Source organism: Massilia eburnea, assembly GCF_009720745.1.
In the GTDB taxonomy this organism is placed as follows: Bacteria; Pseudomonadota; Gammaproteobacteria; order Burkholderiales; family Burkholderiaceae_D; genus Rugamonas; species Rugamonas eburnea.
Genome location: NZ_WNKX01000017.1, coordinates 42,290 through 56,677 on the forward strand (window position 1 = coordinate 42,290; position 14,388 = coordinate 56,677).

Consider the following 14,388-nt stretch of genomic DNA (forward strand, 5'->3'; position numbering starts at 1 on the left):
AGATGCAATGCGACCACCAACACTCGTCCGCCACTCCCGCGCCGCTGCGGCCGCGGCCTTGCTGGCTGTGCTGGCCAGCCCTTGCCAGGCGCAGCTTGCAACGCCTGGCGCCTGCCCGGCCGCAGCGCTGCGCGATGCCAAGGCAGCAAAATGGCAGGTCGCCGATGGCGTCCAGCGCCAGGAACTTGCTTTGCGAGCAGTGGCCTGCCTGTCCTCGCCCGATCCTGTCGAACGCGACGAACTGGCTTTCGAGGCCTTGCAGGCCTGGATGCGCGGCGATCAGCTGGACACCGCGACGGTGCAAACGCTGCGCATCCGCCTGAGCGCACAACTGGCAGCGCCCGATCCGCTCGGATTCGCGCGTCCCTTTGCCGCTCTGGTGCTGGCCGACGTGGCGCGCGTGGACCGCATGAAACCCTACCTGACGCCAGAACAGCGCACGCAGCTTGTCGGCGCCGCAGCCGGCTACCTGCAAAGCGTTCGCGATTACCGCGGTTTCGATGAGAAGCAAGGCTGGCGCCACGGGGTCGCCCACGCCGCCGACGTCATGCTGCAGCTGTCGCTCAACCCCGCACTGGGCCGCGCCGAGCATGAACGCATGCTGGCGGCGATTGCCAGCCAGGTTGCCCCGGAAGGCGAGCATTTCTACCATTACGGTGAAGGCGACCGCCTGATGGCGCCAGTCTTCTACCTCTCACGCGCGAAGACGATGCAGTGCAGCGACTGGGACCGCTGGTTTGCGAGCCTGGCCGCGCCGCCGCGCCCCGTGTCCACAGCGGCGCCGGTCGCCCGCCAGGCCGCGCTGGCCCGCATCCATAACCTGAAGGGCTTCCTGCAGCCACTATATGTCAGCATCAGCGAAAGCAAGGACGAGGCCCAGCGCAACTGCGTGAAACCGCTCCTGCTGCGAGCGATGAAGCAGGTGGGCGAATGAACGCGCAGCAAGCGCTCGCTTTCGTCGAACAGCACGGCGTAGTGCTGGCCTCCGCGCGGGGCAAGGTGCCCACACTGACGGAAGCCATTGCCGGCGCGCCGATCAAAGGCAGCTGGTGGGGCCACACGGACGGCAAACATATCTTCGCTGTACTCAGCGCAGTACAGGAGGATAATGGCATCCTGGTATGCCGCCTGCTGGCCGGCAAAGTAACCCTGGTGCACCAACGCCTGTGGCCTGCACTCGCGGCGCTGGCAAGCGAACTACCGGCCGATGCGCTGACGCGCGTGCGCCAGGTGCATACCGCCACCGGCAAACATGTCAACGAGGAGATCCCTTTTCCACAATGGCTGCCGCCTGAAGCGGCTGCGGCAGCCGCCGGCCTGGACCCCGACCGGGCGCGGGCCGCACTCGGCTTGTGATAATCTCGCACGCTGCACTAGCAAGAAGGTTGAAAATGATGAAGACCAAGATCGCCCTCGCCGCGATGATGCTGACCCTGGCCCTGTCGCCAGCCGATGCTGCGGTGAAGACCAAAAAAGCCAGCGCGGCGTCCAAAACCGCCGCTGCCAGCAAAAAATCCGGCAGCCAGATCAAGACCGCGGCCGTGTCCAAGTCCGGCAAGTCCTCGAAAGGCAAGAGCAGCGGCAAGGCGGGCAAAACCAAGGCCGCTAAAGGCGCCGCTGTCGCCGCCACCAAGCCGCTGCCGGCGGAACGCCGCCAGGACAAGGCATTCGACACCCAGGCCAGCACCTTCCTCGGCGCGCTGTGGCGCCTCGATCCGGAAACCGCCATCACGGTGGGCAAATACGACAACGCAGCACAACTGAGCATCCCCGACCAGGCTTACCGCGACCAGCAGCTCGCCTTCATCGACGAATGGCTGGATAAATTCGGCAAGATCGATGCGAAGCAGCTGTCGCCCAAGCAGCGCACCGACCTTGGCCTGCTGCAGAACAAACTGAATTCCGACCGCTGGTACCTGACCACCTTCCGCGAGTGGGAATGGAACCCGGCGCTGTACAACATCGCGAGCCCGATCGACTTCGTGCTGAACACCGAATACGCCGCCAAGCCGCAGCGACTGCGCACCCTGCTGCGCCGCCTGCATGGCGTACCGGCCTATTACGAGGCTGCGCGCAGCAGCGTCAAGAACCCAACGCCCGAGCATGTGAAATTGGCGATCGACCAGATTCCGGGCGTGCTGTCCGTGCTGTCCGACCTGGACAAGCAGGCGCAGGAATCGATCCTGAACGCCAATGAAAAGTCGCTGTTCGCCCAGCGCATCCTGGCTGCCAAGGCGGCAGTGGAAGCCTACGGCGCCTGGCTCGGCGATTGGCAAAAGGCGCTGGCTACTGCCAGCTCGCGCTCCTTCCGCATTGGCAAAGAACTGTACGAGGCCAAGTTCGGCTTCGACATCCAGTCTGGCAGCAATGCGGAACAGACGTACCAGAAAGCGCTGGCGGCGCGCGAGCAGCTGTTAAGCAATATGGACAGCATTACCGACGACCTGTGGCCGAAATACCTGGCCGACCAGGCCAAGCCGGCCGACCGCTATGCCAAGATCGGCATGATGATCGACAAGCTGTCGGCCAACCACGTGCCGCGCGAGGAATTCTTTGCCGAGATCCGCCGCCAGATCCCTGTGCTGCAGGACTGGGTGATCAAGAACGACCTGCTCACACTGGACCCGAACAAGCCGCTGGTGGTGCGCGAAACCCCGGCCTACCAGCGCGGCGTGGCCGGCGCCAGCATCGAAGCGCCCGGCCCGTACCGCCCGCAGGACCGCACCTACTACAACGTGACGCCACTGGACGATGCCACGCCGGAGCAGGCCGAATCGACGCTGCGCGAATACAACCACTGGATCCTGCAGATCCTGAACATGCACGAGGCCATTCCCGGCCACTATGCGCAGCTGGTGTACGCCAACAAATCGCCGTCGATCGTGAAGTCCATCTTCGGCAACGGCGCCATGGTGGAAGGCTGGGCGGTCTACAGCGAACGCATGATGCTGGAGTCGGGCTACGGCAACAACGCGCCGGAGATGTGGCTGATGTACTCGAAGTGGAACCTGCGCAGCGTGACCAACACCATTCTCGATTACAGCGTGCACGTGCTGGGCATGAGCGAGCAGGATGCGCTTGACCTGCTGACGCGCCAGGCCTTCCAGACGCCGGCCGAAGCGAAAGAGAAATGGCGCCGCGTGCAGCTGACGTCCGTGCAGCTCACCAGCTACTTCTCCGGCTTCTCCGAAATCATGGAATTGCGCGAGCAGCGCCGCGCCGCCCTCGGCAACAAGTTCTCGCTGAAAGAGTTCCACGAAGACTTCCTGAGCTACGGCAGCGCACCTGTGCGCGTGATCAAAGAGCTGATGCAGTAATCGGTTTAGGCTGCTCCCATGCCCCGCGCGCGCCGCGGGGCGATTCTGCTACCATGAATAAGGGAGTGGCCATGACCATGCCAATTCAGTTTGACACTGCCGCGTATATCAAAGTGCTAGTGGATGCGGGCGTTCCACCGGAGCATGCAAGCGCCCACGCCATTGCGTTGGCACATGCGCTGAGTCAACCCGTGGCAAACGATTCCGACCTGACGATAGTGCGAGCGGAAATGCATGCCATGATTTCCCAGCACGAGGCGCGGATGAAGCAGTGGGTCCTGGCGCAGCTGAAGCCGATCTACTGGTTGCAAGGGCTGATATTGATCTTGCAGACCATCACCATGACCAAGCTATTCCTTTAGTCGGCTTTTTCTTCCGGCGCAGTGGTTGCCTTGACGAACATCGGGGACAGGATCACGCCGATTTCAAACAGCAGCCACATCGGGATGGCCAGCGAGAACTGGCTGACGACGTCCGGCGGGGTAACGATGGCGGAGATCACGAAAGCGGCCACGATCACATAACCGCGCCACTCCTTCAGCTTGGCCACCGATACCAGGCCCATCCGCACCAGCACCACCACCACGACCGGCACTTCGAAGGCGCAGCCGAAGGCCAGGCACATCGACATGACGAAGTCGAGGTAGTTCTCGATATCCGGCATCACCGCGATCGAGGAAGGCGACACCTTGTTGATGAAGGCGAACACCTTGCCGAATACGAGGAAATAGCAGAACGCCACGCCCGCCATGAACAGCGTGGAGGAAGCAATCACCAGCGGCGCCACCAGCCGCTTTTCATGCGCATACAGGCCAGGCGCCACGAAGGCCCACATCTGGTACAGCACCCACGGCAGCGACAGGATGAAGCCGAACAGCAGCATCACCTTCATCGGCACCAGGAAAGGCGAGATCACGCTGGTGGCGATCATCTTCGAGCCCACCGGCATGGCGGCGATCATCGGCGCTGCGATCAGGTCGTAGATTTTGGAAGGGCCGATGCCAAAGCCAAGAAGGGCCGTCACCACCGCGATGCCGATGCTGGCCTTGACCAGGCGGTCGCGCAGCTCGATCAGGTGGCTGATGAAGGTCTCTTCGACGGGTTCTTGTTGACTCATTTAGAAAAACGATGCGGTTTTGCGGCTGCCGGGACGGTGGCGCTTCATGCGCGCCGCGCCGGAGATGACGTGGGTGCGGACGCCAGCCTGCTGCTTGTACCACAGCGGCACGGCCGAACTGCGCACCACGCGCTTGCGGCGGAAGTCCTTGGCCTTGCGCGCCATGTCTTCGCTGGTCGGCGTATACAGGTCCAGCGAAGGCGTGTAAGAGGTGTCCTCGCCGCGCAGCGATGCTTCCACTTCGCGAATGTCCTTGCCGATGGAATTATCCATCTCGTCCTTGAAGGTGCTGGCAGCTTCCTCGGCCTGCTTGCGCAGGTTTTTCAGCTCGTCCAGCTCCATTTCGCGCGAGACTTCGGATTTGACGTCGTTCAGGTAGCGCTGGGCGCGGCCGTACAGCGTCCCGGCCATGCGCGCTACCTTGGGCAGCTTTTCCGGACCGATGACGACCAGGGCCACAACCCCGATAACGGCGATTTTGGTAAGACCGAGGTCAATCATTGCTGATTAATGCTTGGTCTTTTCCTTGGCTTCCACGTCGATGGTGCCCTTGTCGGCCACCTGGGCTGGCGGAGGAGCTGGCTGCGCAGGCTTCTCGTCGTCATCCTTCATGCCATCCTTGAAGCCCTTGACGGCTTTGCCCAGGTCGGAACCGATATTGCCCAGTTTCTTGGTGCCGAATACCAGCATGACGACTACCAGGACGATCAGCCAGTGCCAAATGCTCATAGAACCCATTACAAAACCCCTAAATTAATCGTTAGTTTGGACAGTATACGCGAAGCGGCTACCGTCATGTGCTTATCAAAGCCTTAAGTCCGCATGCCGCGCCACGGGCGCGGGCCGCCGTACAGGTGCATATGCAGGTGGTACACCTCCTGGCCGCCATCCGGACCGCTGTTGATCAGGGTCTTGTAGCCGCGCGTCGGCGTGCCATCCGCCTCGTAGGCCACGGCGATGTCATGCTGTTCAGCCAGTTGCGGCACCAGCGCCAGCATCTTGCCCAGCAGGGGCGCGTGCTCCGGCTTGCAGTCGGACAGGGTCGACAGGTGCAGTTTCGGGATGATGAGCAAGTGTACCGGGGCGGCCGGGTGGATGTCCTTAAACACCATCAAGTCATCGTCTTCGTGCACCACGGTCGAAGGGATCTGTTTCGCTGCAATCTTGCAGAACAAGCAATTTTCCACGTTTTATTCCTTGCGAGATGCTTTTTCTTCCAGGCCGGACAAGCCTTCACGGCGCGCCAGCTCATCAAGTACCTGCTGCGGCGTCAGGTCGAACTGCGCCAGCAGCACCAGCGAATGGAACCACAGGTCGGCGCATTCGTACAGCACTTTCGACGCATCGCCGCTGGCGCGGGCGTCCTTGGCCGCCATCACGGTTTCGGTGGCTTCTTCGCCGATCTTTTTCAGGATCGCGTCGTCGCCCTTGGAAAACAGCTTGGCCACATAGGAGGACGACGGATCGCCGCCCTTGCGCGATTCGATGGTGGCCGCGACGCGGTCCAGTACATTGCTCATTTCTTCTCTTCCGCGTAAATCTCGGCCGGGTCTTTCAGCACCGGCTCGGTGTTCTGCCAGTCGCCGTTCTCGAACTTGTTGAAGAAGCAGGAGTGGCGGCCGGTGTGGCAGGCGATCGAACCTTCCTGTTCGATCTTCAGCAGCACCACGTCTTCATCGCAATCGAGGCGGATTTCCAGTACTTTCTGCACGTGGCCGGACTCTTCGCCCTTGTGCCACAGCTTCTTGCGCGAGCGGCTCCAGTAGACGGCCTCGCCCAGCTCCACGGTTTTGTAAAGCGCATCGCGGTTCATCCAGGCGAACATCAGCACATCGTTGCTGCCGGCTTCCTGTGCGATGACAGGCACCAGGCCATGCTCGTCCCACTTCACCTTGTTCAGCCATTTGGCTTTGGCGACATTAGCTGCAATTGCGGTAGCCATTATGTGATCCCCGAAGTTTAAGAAAGACGCATGGGAATACCTTGCGCCGCCATGAATTGCTTGGCTTCCTGTACGGTGTGCTGGCCGTAGTGGAAGATGCTCGCTGCCAGCACCGCATCGGCGTGGCCCAGCTTGATGCCGTCGGCCAGGTCTTGCAGGCCGCCCACGCCACCGGAGGCAATCACCGGAATGTTGACCGCGTCGCTGACGGCGCGGGTCAGGCCCAGGTCGAAACCGGACTTGGTGCCGTCGCGGTCCATGCTGGTCAGCAGCAGTTCGCCAGCACCCAGTTCCGCCATCTTGCGCGCCCACTCGACGGCATCGAGGCCGGTCGCGTTGCGGCCGCCGTGGGTGAACACCTCCCACTTGCCGGGGGCGACGTTCTTGGCGTCGATCGCCACCACGATGCACTGGCTGCCGTGCTTCTGCGAAGCTTCGTACACCAGCTGCGGGTTGGTCACGGCGGAGGTGTTCATGCTCACCTTGTCGGCGCCGGCGTTCAGCAGGCGGCGGACATCGGACACCTGGCGCACGCCGCCGCCCACCGTCAGCGGGATGAAGACCTGCGAAGCCACGGCTTCGATGATGTGCAGGATCAGGTCGCGGTTGTCGCTCGAGGCGGTGATGTCGAGGAAGGTCAGTTCGTCCGCACCCTGTTCGTCGTAACGGCGTGCGATTTCCACCGGGTCGCCCGCGTCGCGCAGCTCGGTGAAGTTGACCCCTTTGACGACGCGGCCATCGGTCACGTCGAGACAGGGGATGATGCGTTTTGCCAGCATGTTTTACTCGCTTAATTCGTCGGCACGTTCCTGCGCCGAAGCCAGGTCCAGCGTGCCTTCATAGATCGAACGGCCGCAGATCACGCCTTCGATGCCTTCGTCCTGCACTGCGCACAGGGCTTCCACGTCGCTGATGTTGTGCAGGCCGCCGGAAGCGATGACCGGGATCTTCACCGCCTGCGCCAGGCGCACGGTGGCTTCGATGTTCACGCCGCCCATCATGCCGTCGCGGCCGATGTCGGTGTAGATGATCGATTCAACGCCGTAGCCTTCGAATTTCTGCGCCAGGTCGATCACTTCATGGCCGGACAGCTTGCTCCAGCCGTCGGTCGCGACCTTGCCGTCCTTGGCGTCCAGGCCAACGATGATGTGGCCGGGGAAGGCGCCGCAGGCGTCCTGCAGGAAGCCAGGGCTCTTCACGGCGGCGGTGCCGATGATGATGTAGCTGATGCCGTCGTCGAGGTAGCGCTCGATGGTGTCGAGGTCGCGGATGCCGCCGCCCAGCTGCACCGGGATCTCTGGCAGGTCGAATTCTTCAGCATAATCTTGCACGGCTTTCACGATCGATTTGACCGCACCTTCGTTCTTTGGCTTGCCGGCAAAGGCGCCATTCAGGTCCACCAGGTGCAGGCGGCGCGCGCCTTGCTCGAGCCAGTGGCGGGCCATCTTGCCCGGGTCGTCGGAGAAGACGGTTGCAAGTTCCATATCGCCCTGTTTCAGGCGAACGCAGTGACCGTCCTTGAGGTCGATAGCAGGAATAAGCAGCATGATGTTGTTCTTGAGGTTAAGGATTCCAGTGGATGAAATTTTTGTACAGTTGCAGGCCGGTGGCGGCACTCTTTTCAGGGTGGAACTGTGTGGCAAAAATATTGTCGCGGGCAACCGCGCAGCAGAACGGCGCGCCGTACACGGTCTCGCCGACGCTTTGCGCATCGATCTCCGGCTTGGCAAAATAGCTGTGCACGAAGTAGAACCAGGCATTGTCCGGAATGCCGTTCCACATGGCGTGCGGCATGCGCTGGCGCACCTGGTTCCAGCCCATCTGCGGCACCTTGAAGCGTGAACCGTCTTCCTGCAGCATGCCTTCGAGCTGGAAGCGCACCACCTTGCCAGGCATCAGGCCCAGGCCCGGCGTATTGCCGTTTTCTTCGCTGGCGTCAAACAGCATCTGCTCGCCCACGCACACGCCCATCATGGGCTTGGACGCGGCGGCGCGCATCAGCGCTTCCTGCACGCCCGATTCACGCAGGCTGGCCATGCAGTCGCGCATGGCGCCCTGGCCGGGCAGGACGATGCGGTCGGCGGCATCAATGGCGGCGGGATCGCCGGAAATCATTACTTCGGCTTCGGGCGCGACTGCGCGCAATGCCTGCGCTACAGAGCGCAGGTTGCCCATGCCGTAATCGACTACTACGATTTTTTTCATGTCAGTCAGCCGTAGGGTCGGTTACAGGCTTCCTTTGGTGGACGGGATGGCGCCAGCAGCGCGCGGATCAAGCTCGCTGGCCATGCGCAGGGCGCGGCCGAAAGCCTTGAACACAGTTTCGCACTGATGGTGTGCATTGGTGCCGCGCAGGTTGTCGATGTGCAGCGTGACGCCGGCGTGGTTGACGAAGCCGCGGAAGAATTCCAGCGTCAGGTCGACGTCGAACGCGCCGATCATCGCGCGGGTGAATGGGATGTGATACTCGATACCCGGGCGGCCGGAAAAGTCGATCACCACGCGCGACAGCGCTTCATCCAGCGGCACATAGGCGTGGCCGTAACGGCGGATGCCCTTCTTGTCGCCGATGGCCTTGGCGATCGCCATGCCCAGCGTGATGCCCACGTCTTCCACCGTATGGTGGTTGTCGATATGGGTGTCGCCGGTGGCTTCGATATCGAGGTCGATCAGCCCGTGGCGGGCGATCTGGTCCAGCATATGGTCGAGGAAAGGCACGCCCGTGTTCAGCTTCTGGACGCCGGTGCCATCGAGGTTGATGGCAACGCGGACCTGGGTCTCGCTGGTGTTGCGAGTGATTTCTGCGGTGCGGTTCATGAAAAGCTCTTGAGTTTCGCTTCAGGATGCCAGGGCGGCTGTCAGGCCGTCCAGCATGATTGCGTTTTCCTCGGGTGTACTGACCGTAATGCGCAGGCAGTTGGCCAGTACATTGTGCATTCTACCCACATTTTTGATCAATACCTTGCGCTCCAACAGTTTGGAATGCACCTGGTCGGCGTTTGGTACACGAATGAGGATAAAGTTTGCGGCCGAGGGGAAAACGTTGACACCCGGCAATTTCGCCAGCTTGGCCGACAGCTCGCCGCGCTGTTGGCGCAGCAGGGCCGCCTGCTCATTCAGCACGTCGAGGTGGTCGAGGCAGAATTCGGCGGCGGCCTGGGTCAGGACGTTGACGTTGTAGGGTGGGCGGATCTTGTCGAATTGTTCCAGCAGGGCTGGCGCGCACGACATATAGCCAAGGCGGATGCCCGCCAGGCCAAGTTTCGACAGTGTGCGCATGACGATCAGGTTGGGGAATTCAGGCAGGCGGCCCATGAAGCTCTGTTGCGCGAACGGCTCATACGCTTCATCGACCACGCACAGGCCCTTGTCGCCCAGTGCATTGATCACTTTTTCGATATCGCCGGCATCGAACAGATTGCCGGTCGGGTTGTTCGGGTAGGCCAGGAAGACCAGGGCAGGCTGGTGCTGCCCGATCGCGGCCAGCATGGCGGGCAGGTCGAGCGTCAGGTCGGCCTTCAGCGGCACGCCGACGAAGTCCATTCCAGCGACCATGGCGGAGCGCTGGAACATCACGAAGGATGGCGCAGGCGCCATCATCACGGCGCGGCGGCCTTCGGCCGGCTGCAGCGCGCAGGCTTGGGCCATGATGGCAATCAGCTCGTCGGAGCCATTGCCCAGCATGACGTCGTAGCCTTGCGGCACGCCCAGCTTGGCGCGGATGCGCTGCTTGATGGTGTCATAGCTGGCGACCGGGTAGCGGTTCAGCGCAACGCTGGCAATGCGATTCGCCAGTTCAAGATGCAGGTGGCTCGGCAGCACATAAGGGTTCTCCATCGCATCCAGCTTCACAAACCCGCTGGCATCCGGCACATGGTAGATGTGGTCGGAACGCACATCCTGGCGGATCGTATTGGCGATAAGGCTGTCGAGGGACATCTGCATTTACTCCTGTTCTAAAGCCTCGCTGGGCAAGGGCGTCGATTTCGCCCTGCGCCCCTTGCGCGGCGGAGGTGTCTGACCCTGCGGGTCAGACAACGGTTTACCGGTTTCGGCAAGCGCTTCAAGACGCCTCCGAGCTATGTCGCAATACTCCGGATTCAACTCAAAGCCAACAAAATCCCGCCCGCAGCGACGCGCGGCGACAGCGGTAGTCCCGCTGCCCATGAACAAATCCATCACCACGCCATCCGGCGGGCAGCTGGCCTTGACCATGCGTTCAATAATTTCCAATGGCTTTTGCGTCGGGTGATCAACCCGTTCCGCATGCTCCCGGTGCAAGCGCGATACGCTCCACAGGTCCTTGGGGTTGTAGCCCACTTCCAGCCATTTCGCGCCGACGAAAATCGAGCGCGAACGGGCCTTCTTGGTTTCGGCGTCGTACGGGATACGCACGGCGTCGAGGTCGAAGTAATAATCCTTGCGGCGCACGAAGAACCCAATGGTATCGTGCACCGACGAATAACTGCGGGTACTGCCGCCCATGGAAGGCACGCGGCGGTCCCAGATAATTTCATTCATCATCGTCATGCGCTTTTTCAGCATGACGAAGATCTCCGGCGAATAGCGCCAGGTCAGGAAGATGTACAGGCTCCCGTTCGGCTTCAGCTTGGGCAGGGCTGCGTCGATCCACGCTTCCGTCCATGCCAGGTAGTCGTCGACCGATTGCTGGTCGGACGCATTGCCGTAATCCTTGCCCAGGTTGTAGGGCGGATCGGTCAGGATCAGGTCAATAGAACCATCCGGGACGCGGGCCAGTCCGGCCAGCGCGTCCTCACAGAAGACCTGGTTCTTCCACGCGCTCATTTCAGGCGCAGCTCCGCGCTGCGGGCGTGGGCCTGCAAGCCTTCGCCGTAAGCCAGATCCGCCGCGATCTTGCCCAGCGTTTGCGCGCCGGCTTCGCTGACGTGGATCACCGAAGAGCGCTTCTGGAAGTCGTACACGCCCAGCGGCGACGAGAAGCGCGCCGTGCGCGAGGTCGGCAGCACATGGTTCGGGCCGCAGCAATAATCGCCCAGCGATTCGGACGAGAAGCGGCCCAGGAACATGGCGCCAGCGTGGCGGATCTGGTCGGCCCACTGCTGCGGGTTTTCGGCCGAGATCTCCAGGTGTTCGGCAGCGATGCTGTTGGCGATGGCGCAGGCTTCGGCCATGTCGCGCACCTTCACCAAGGCGCCGCGGTCGCGCAGCGAGGTTTCGATGACAGCCTTGCGCGGCATGGTCGGCAGCAGCTTGGCGATGCTGGCTTCCACTTTCGCGATGTAGTCGGCGTCAGGACACAGCAGGATGGCTTGCGCCAGCTCGTCGTGCTCGGCTTGCGAGAACAGGTCCATCGCCACCCAGTCAGGATCGGTGGTGCCGTCGCAGATCACTAGGATCTCGGACGGGCCGGCGATCATGTCGATGCCGACCGTGCCGAACACGCGGCGTTTGGCCGAGGCCACATAGGCGTTGCCCGGGCCGACGATCTTGTCGACCGGCTGGATGGTTTCCGTGCCGTGCGCCAGCGCGGCCACGGCTTGCGCGCCGCCGATGCCGATCACGCGGGTCACGCCGGCAATCGCGGCGGCGGCCAGCACCATCTGGTTCTTCACGCCGTCCGGAGTCGGCACAACCATGATGATTTCTTCGACGCCCGCCACTTTCGCCGGCACGGCGTTCATCAACACCGACGATGGGTAGGCAGCCTTGCCGCCCGGAACGTAAATGCCCACGCGGTCCAGCGGCGTAATGCGCTGGCCGAGGATGGTGCCGTCGGCTTCGGTGTAGGTGAAGCCTTGCAGCTCCTGCTTCTGGCGCTCGTGGAAGGCGCGGATGCGGTCCGCAGCCGTTTGCAGCGCGCTGCGCTGTGCAGCGGGCAGTGCGGCCAGCGCAGCATCCATTTCGGCCTGGCCGATGTCGAAGTCGGCCATCGAGGAGGCCTCGGTGCGGTCGAAGCGGTTGGTGTATTCCAGCACCGCTTCGTCGCCGCGTGCGCGCACGTCGGCGATGATCTTCGCTACCGCGCCTTCGATAGCGTCGTCGGTTTCTGCTTCAAAAGCCAGCAACGCATCGAGCGTTTCCTGGAAGTCGTCTTGGGTGGAGTCGAGCTTGCGGATCATGGTCATTACGCCTTCGCGAGCGAGGCGCGTTCAAATGCTTCGATAATCGGTTGCAGGCGGGCGCGCTTCATCTTCAGCGCGGCCTGGTTGACGACCAGGCGCGAAGAGATGTCCATGATCTCTTCCACTTCCACCAGGTTGTTGGCACGCAGGGTGCTGCCCGTGGAGACCACGTCGACGATTGCGTCGGACAGGCCGACCAGCGGCGCCAATTCCATCGAGCCGTACAGCTTGATCAGGTCGACGTGCACGCCCTTCTTGCCGAAGTGCTCGCGTGCGATCGAAGTGAACTTGGTCGCCACGCGCAGGCGCGCGCCCTGGCGCACGGCGGTCTCGTAATCGAAGCCGGCGCGGGTCGCCACCGACATGCGGCACTTGGCGATATGCAGGTCCACCGGCTGGTACAGGCCTTCGCCGCCGTGTTCCAGCAACACATCCTTGCCCGCCACGCCGAAGTCCGCCGCGCCATGCTGCACATAAGTCGGCACGTCGGATGCGCGCACGATCAGTACGCGAATGCCGGGGTCCGAGGTAGGCAGAATCAGCTTGCGGGAGGTTTCCGGATTTTCGAGGACTTTGATGCCGGCCGCCTCCAGCAGCGGCATCGTGTCTTCAAAGATCCGGCCTTTCGACAGGGCGAGGATGAGTTCCATAACGATTTACTTCACACGGGTGATATTGGCGCCAACGGCGGAAAGCTTGACTTCCATACGGTCATAGCCGCGGTCCAGGTGGTAGATGCGGTCGACCAGGGTTTCGCCCTTGGCAGCCAGGCCGGCGATGACCAGCGAGGCGGATGCGCGCAGGTCGGTCGCCATCACAGGCGCGCCGATCAGCTGCTCGACGCCGTCGATATAAGCGGTGTTGCCATCGATCGAAATCTTGGCGCCCAGGCGGTTCATTTCCTGCACGTGCATGAAGCGGTTTTCGAAAATCGTTTCGGTCACGCGGCTGCCGCCGCTGGCGATCAGGTTCACGGCCATGAACTGCGCCTGCATATCGGTCGGGAAGCCAGGATATTCGGTGGTACGGAAGGTGACCGGCTTCGGACGCTGGTCCATCTGCGCGCGGATCCAGTTGTCGCCCACGGTCAGCTCCACGCCCATCTCGCGCAGCTTGTCCAGCGCCACGTCGAAGATGTCGGTGCGCGTATTGCGGATGGTGATGTCGCCGCCCGCAGCCGCCACTGCGCACAGGAAGGTCGCCGCTTCAATGCGGTCGGAGATCACGTCGTGCTTGGCGCCGTGCAGTTCGGCCACGCCCTGGATCACCAGGCGGTCGGTGCCGATGCCTTCGATCTTCGCGCCCATGGCCACCAGCAGGTGGGCCAGGTCGGTCACTTCCGGCTCGCGCGCGGCGTTTTCCAGGACGGTTTCGCCTTCGGCCAGAACCGCCGCCATCAGCAGGTTCTCGGTGCCGGTCACGGTGATCATGTCGGTCACGATGCGGGCGCCCTTCAGCTTCTTGCACTTGGCGTAGATATAGCCGCCGTCGATGGTGATTTCGGCGCCCATCGCCTGCAAGCCCTTGATGTGCTGGTCGACCGGGCGCGAACCGATGGCGCAGCCGCCCGGCAGCGAAACCTTGGCTTCGCCGAAGCGCGCCAGCAGCGGGCCCAGTACCAGGATCGATGCGCGCATGGTCTTCACCAACTCATACGGCGCTTCGTATTTGTCGATCTTCGAGCCGTTCAGCGTGACTTTTTCGCCGTCCTGCTCAACCGACAAGCCGGTCTGGCGCAGCAGCTTGAGCATGGTGGCCACATCGTGCAGCAGCGGCACATTGGTCAGTTCCAGGTCGCCCGCGGTCAGCAGGCCCGCACATAGGATAGGCAGGGCAGCGTTCTTGGCGCCGGAAATCTTGATGTCGCCGACCAGGCGCTTGCCGCCGGTGATGAGCAGTTTGTCCATG

19 protein-coding genes are annotated in these 14,388 nt (G+C 62.4%); 4 read left to right on the top strand and 15 right to left on the bottom strand.

All coding sequences use genetic code 11. From position 1 onward, the window contains the following. Nucleotides 1-7: 7 nt before the first annotated feature. The 4 genes from GM658_RS19895 (at nucleotide 8) to GM658_RS19910 (ending at nucleotide 3,679) form a co-directional block, all read left to right on the top strand. A complete protein-coding gene (locus tag GM658_RS19895; RefSeq protein WP_155455806.1) occupies nucleotides 8-934 on the top strand; it encodes a DUF2785 domain-containing protein in 927 nt (308 codons plus the stop codon). Further along, a complete protein-coding gene (locus tag GM658_RS19900; protein ID WP_155455807.1) occupies nucleotides 931-1,356 on the top strand; it encodes a hypothetical protein in 426 nt (141 codons plus the stop codon). The genes GM658_RS19895 and GM658_RS19900 overlap by 4 nt, the downstream gene beginning before the upstream one ends. A 35-nt stretch (nucleotides 1,357-1,391) precedes the next feature. Next, a complete protein-coding gene (locus GM658_RS19905; protein ID WP_155455808.1) occupies nucleotides 1,392-3,317 on the top strand; it encodes a DUF885 domain-containing protein in 1,926 nt (641 codons plus the stop codon). A gap of 71 nt (nucleotides 3,318-3,388) precedes the next feature. Further along, nucleotides 3,389-3,679, top strand: coding sequence for a hypothetical protein (locus GM658_RS19910; protein WP_155455809.1), 291 nt, complete (start codon nucleotides 3,389-3,391; stop codon nucleotides 3,677-3,679). Here GM658_RS19910 and tatC read toward each other — a convergent pair. From tatC to murA, 15 genes are all read right to left on the bottom strand, one after another. Continuing rightward, complete coding sequence (gene tatC, locus GM658_RS19915; RefSeq protein ID WP_155455810.1) at nucleotides 3,676-4,434, bottom strand: twin-arginine translocase subunit TatC; 759 nt, start codon at nucleotides 4,432-4,434, stop codon at nucleotides 3,676-3,678. The two genes, GM658_RS19910 and tatC, sit on opposite strands and share 4 nt — an antisense overlap. Further along, on the bottom strand, nucleotides 4,435-4,935 hold the full coding sequence (tatB, locus tag GM658_RS19920; protein WP_155455811.1) for a Sec-independent protein translocase protein TatB: 501 nt from the start codon (nucleotides 4,933-4,935) through the stop codon (nucleotides 4,435-4,437). A 6-nt stretch (nucleotides 4,936-4,941) separates the two neighbouring features. Next, nucleotides 4,942-5,172: a Sec-independent protein translocase subunit TatA gene (tatA, locus tag GM658_RS19925; RefSeq protein ID WP_155455812.1), complete on the bottom strand. Its 231-nt coding sequence runs from the start codon at nucleotides 5,170-5,172 to the stop codon at nucleotides 4,942-4,944. Between the two features lie 74 nt (nucleotides 5,173-5,246). Then, entirely contained in the window at nucleotides 5,247-5,621 is a 375-nt protein-coding gene (locus tag GM658_RS19930) for a histidine triad nucleotide-binding protein (protein WP_170298893.1), read from the bottom strand. A gap of 3 nt (nucleotides 5,622-5,624) precedes the next feature. Next, nucleotides 5,625-5,954, bottom strand: a complete 330-nt coding sequence (locus GM658_RS19935) for a phosphoribosyl-ATP diphosphatase (protein WP_155455813.1) — start codon at nucleotides 5,952-5,954, stop codon at nucleotides 5,625-5,627. Then, the gene (gene hisI, locus GM658_RS19940; RefSeq protein ID WP_155455814.1) at nucleotides 5,951-6,376 is read right to left on the bottom strand and encodes a phosphoribosyl-AMP cyclohydrolase; all 426 of its coding nucleotides are present in this window, start codon (nucleotides 6,374-6,376) and stop codon (nucleotides 5,951-5,953) included. The genes GM658_RS19935 and hisI overlap by 4 nt, the downstream gene beginning before the upstream one ends. A 17-nt stretch (nucleotides 6,377-6,393) precedes the next feature. Next, nucleotides 6,394-7,155, bottom strand: a complete 762-nt coding sequence (hisF, locus tag GM658_RS19945; RefSeq protein WP_155455815.1) for an imidazole glycerol phosphate synthase subunit HisF — start codon at nucleotides 7,153-7,155, stop codon at nucleotides 6,394-6,396. A gap of 3 nt (nucleotides 7,156-7,158) precedes the next feature. Continuing rightward, entirely contained in the window at nucleotides 7,159-7,923 is a 765-nt protein-coding gene (hisA, locus tag GM658_RS19950; protein WP_155455816.1) for a 1-(5-phosphoribosyl)-5-[(5-phosphoribosylamino)methylideneamino]imidazole-4-carboxamide isomerase, read from the bottom strand. 16 nt (nucleotides 7,924-7,939) lie between these two features. Next, a complete protein-coding gene (hisH, locus tag GM658_RS19955) occupies nucleotides 7,940-8,581 on the bottom strand; it encodes an imidazole glycerol phosphate synthase subunit HisH (RefSeq protein ID WP_155455817.1) in 642 nt (213 codons plus the stop codon). A 21-nt stretch (nucleotides 8,582-8,602) separates the two neighbouring features. Continuing rightward, on the bottom strand, nucleotides 8,603-9,193 hold the full coding sequence (gene hisB, locus GM658_RS19960; RefSeq protein WP_155455818.1) for an imidazoleglycerol-phosphate dehydratase HisB: 591 nt from the start codon (nucleotides 9,191-9,193) through the stop codon (nucleotides 8,603-8,605). 21 nt (nucleotides 9,194-9,214) lie between these two features. Then, nucleotides 9,215-10,321, bottom strand: a complete 1,107-nt coding sequence (hisC, locus tag GM658_RS19965) for a histidinol-phosphate transaminase (protein ID WP_371865180.1) — start codon at nucleotides 10,319-10,321, stop codon at nucleotides 9,215-9,217. After that, on the bottom strand, nucleotides 10,322-11,182 hold the full coding sequence (locus tag GM658_RS19970; RefSeq protein WP_229416984.1) for a DNA-methyltransferase: 861 nt from the start codon (nucleotides 11,180-11,182) through the stop codon (nucleotides 10,322-10,324). Then, the gene (gene hisD, locus GM658_RS19975) at nucleotides 11,179-12,477 is read right to left on the bottom strand and encodes a histidinol dehydrogenase (RefSeq protein WP_371865182.1); all 1,299 of its coding nucleotides are present in this window, start codon (nucleotides 12,475-12,477) and stop codon (nucleotides 11,179-11,181) included. The genes GM658_RS19970 and hisD overlap by 4 nt, the downstream gene beginning before the upstream one ends. A 5-nt stretch (nucleotides 12,478-12,482) precedes the next feature. Continuing rightward, complete coding sequence (gene hisG / locus GM658_RS19980) at nucleotides 12,483-13,130, bottom strand: ATP phosphoribosyltransferase (protein ID WP_155455820.1); 648 nt, start codon at nucleotides 13,128-13,130, stop codon at nucleotides 12,483-12,485. A 6-nt stretch (nucleotides 13,131-13,136) separates the two neighbouring features. Continuing rightward, nucleotides 13,137-14,387 (bottom strand): UDP-N-acetylglucosamine 1-carboxyvinyltransferase, encoded by a 1,251-nt coding sequence (gene murA / locus GM658_RS19985; protein ID WP_155455821.1) that lies wholly within the window; start codon nucleotides 14,385-14,387, stop codon nucleotides 13,137-13,139. Between the last annotated feature and the right edge of the window lies 1 nt (nucleotide 14,388).

Bases quoted from the DNA above. Each gene is read 5' to 3' on its own strand.
- GM658_RS19935 (WP_155455813.1), bottom strand. From the start codon at position 5,954: ATGAGCAATGTACTGGACCGCGTCGCGGCCACCATCGAATCGCGCAAG.
- GM658_RS19910 (WP_155455809.1), top strand. From the start codon at position 3,389: ATGACCATGCCAATTCAGTTTGACACTGCCGCGTATATCAAAGTGCTA.
- hisC (WP_371865180.1), bottom strand. From the start codon at position 10,321: ATGCAGATGTCCCTCGACAGCCTTATCGCCAATACGATCCGCCAGGAT.
- hisD (WP_371865182.1), bottom strand. From the start codon at position 12,477: ATGATCCGCAAGCTCGACTCCACCCAAGACGACTTCCAGGAAACGCTC.
- GM658_RS19900 (WP_155455807.1), top strand. From the start codon at position 931: ATGAACGCGCAGCAAGCGCTCGCTTTCGTCGAACAGCACGGCGTAGTG.
- hisI (WP_155455814.1), bottom strand. From the start codon at position 6,376: ATGGCTACCGCAATTGCAGCTAATGTCGCCAAAGCCAAATGGCTGAAC.
- tatB (WP_155455811.1), bottom strand. From the start codon at position 4,935: ATGATTGACCTCGGTCTTACCAAAATCGCCGTTATCGGGGTTGTGGCC.
- murA (WP_155455821.1), bottom strand. From the start codon at position 14,387: ATGGACAAACTGCTCATCACCGGCGGCAAGCGCCTGGTCGGCGACATC.
- GM658_RS19905 (WP_155455808.1), top strand. From the start codon at position 1,392: ATGATGAAGACCAAGATCGCCCTCGCCGCGATGATGCTGACCCTGGCC.
- hisF (WP_155455815.1), bottom strand. From the start codon at position 7,155: ATGCTGGCAAAACGCATCATCCCCTGTCTCGACGTGACCGATGGCCGC.
- hisG (WP_155455820.1), bottom strand. From the start codon at position 13,130: ATGGAACTCATCCTCGCCCTGTCGAAAGGCCGGATCTTTGAAGACACG.
- hisH (WP_155455817.1), bottom strand. From the start codon at position 8,581: ATGAAAAAAATCGTAGTAGTCGATTACGGCATGGGCAACCTGCGCTCT.
- hisB (WP_155455818.1), bottom strand. From the start codon at position 9,193: ATGAACCGCACCGCAGAAATCACTCGCAACACCAGCGAGACCCAGGTC.
- tatC (WP_155455810.1), bottom strand. From the start codon at position 4,434: ATGAGTCAACAAGAACCCGTCGAAGAGACCTTCATCAGCCACCTGATC.
- tatA (WP_155455812.1), bottom strand. From the start codon at position 5,172: ATGGGTTCTATGAGCATTTGGCACTGGCTGATCGTCCTGGTAGTCGTC.
- hisA (WP_155455816.1), bottom strand. From the start codon at position 7,923: ATGCTGCTTATTCCTGCTATCGACCTCAAGGACGGTCACTGCGTTCGC.
- GM658_RS19970 (WP_229416984.1), bottom strand. From the start codon at position 11,182: ATGAGCGCGTGGAAGAACCAGGTCTTCTGTGAGGACGCGCTGGCCGGA.
- GM658_RS19895 (WP_155455806.1), top strand. From the start codon at position 8: ATGCGACCACCAACACTCGTCCGCCACTCCCGCGCCGCTGCGGCCGCG.